The sequence below is a fragment of the Streptomyces sp. NPDC037290 genome (assembly GCF_055603245.1).
In genome coordinates this window covers 1-1,101 of record NZ_JBVJVZ010000182.1, presented here as the reverse complement: position 1 = coordinate 1,101, position 1,101 = coordinate 1, and the positions used below count along the sequence as shown (strand labels likewise).

Genomic DNA, 1,101 nt, shown 5'->3' with positions numbered 1-1,101 from the left:
CGCTCCAGCACCACGTCCGCGTTGGTCGCCTCGCGCACCGCGGAGGTGGCGAACGGAAGCACGTCCTCGCACCCCTTGTCCTCGGCCGCCTGGACCGCGTCGGCGATCGTCGCCACGAGCCGGTCCACGCCGAGCGGGCCGATCGCGCCGGTCTCGTCGAGGAGTTCGGCGAGCCGGAGTTCGGCCTTGTGCGAGTGCGCGGGCAGCGGGCGGGCACCGGGGTGGGCGTCGACCACCAGCAGATGAACCGTGTTCGATCCCACGTCGAGGACTCCGAGTCTCATGGGGGAACGCTACTGCGCGGTCGGACTTACGCTGTCCGCGTGCCAAAGACGAAAAAGGCTAAGCAGGACAAAGCCACGAAGAAGCCGAAGTCGAACAAGCAGGCGTCACAGCCGGAGGCGAACGGACCGGACCCGTCCGACGAGAAGGACATCGACTTCGCCCGGGCCTGGGTGGAGTTCCCCGACCCGGCCGACGACGAACAGGTCTTCCGCTGCGATCTCACCTGGCTGACGTCCCGTTGGACCTGCATCTTCGGCAGCGGCTGCCAGGGCATCCAGGCGGGCCGTGCCGACGACGGCTGCTGCACGCTGGGCGCGCACTTCTCCGACGAGGACGACGAGAAGCGGGTCGCCGAGAACGTGGCACGGCTCACCCCCGAGCTGTGGCAGTTCCACGACGTCGGTACGGAGACGGGCTGGGTCGGCGTCGACGAGGACGGCGAGCGCCAGACGCGCCGCTGGGAGGGCTCCTGCATCTTCCAGAACCGGCCGGGCTTCCCCGCCGGTGCGGGCTGCTCGCTGCACATCCTGGCGCTGCGGGAGGGCAAGGAGCCCCTGGAGACCAAGCCGGACGTGTGCTGGCAGCTGCCGGTGCGGCGGACGTACGACTGGATCGACCGGCCCGACGACACCCGGGTGCTCCAGGTGACGATCGGGGAGTACGACCGCCGGGGCTGGGGCCCGGGCGGCCATGATCTGCACTGGTGGTGCACCTCGGCCACCTCGGCGCACGGGGCCGGTGACCCGGTGTACGTGTCCTACCGCCCGGAGCTGATCGAGCTGATGGGCAAGGAGGGCTACGACCGGCTGGTCGAGC

Annotated in this window: 2 protein-coding genes; one reads left to right on the top strand and one right to left on the bottom strand. The window is 70.2% G+C overall.

What is annotated here, in order from left to right; all coding sequences use genetic code 11:
• Positions 1 to 284 (bottom strand): Ppx/GppA phosphatase family protein (locus ACZ7HQ_RS45825; protein WP_471003661.1); only part of this gene is annotated, 284 nt, incomplete at its 3' end.
• A 39-nt stretch (positions 285 to 323) separates the two neighbouring features.
• On the opposite strand from ACZ7HQ_RS45825, the gene ACZ7HQ_RS45820 reads away from it, so the two are divergent.
• Positions 324 to 1,101, top strand: a 778-nt coding sequence (locus tag ACZ7HQ_RS45820) for a DUF3109 family protein (RefSeq protein ID WP_471003658.1), incomplete at its 3' end; no start/stop codon positions are given.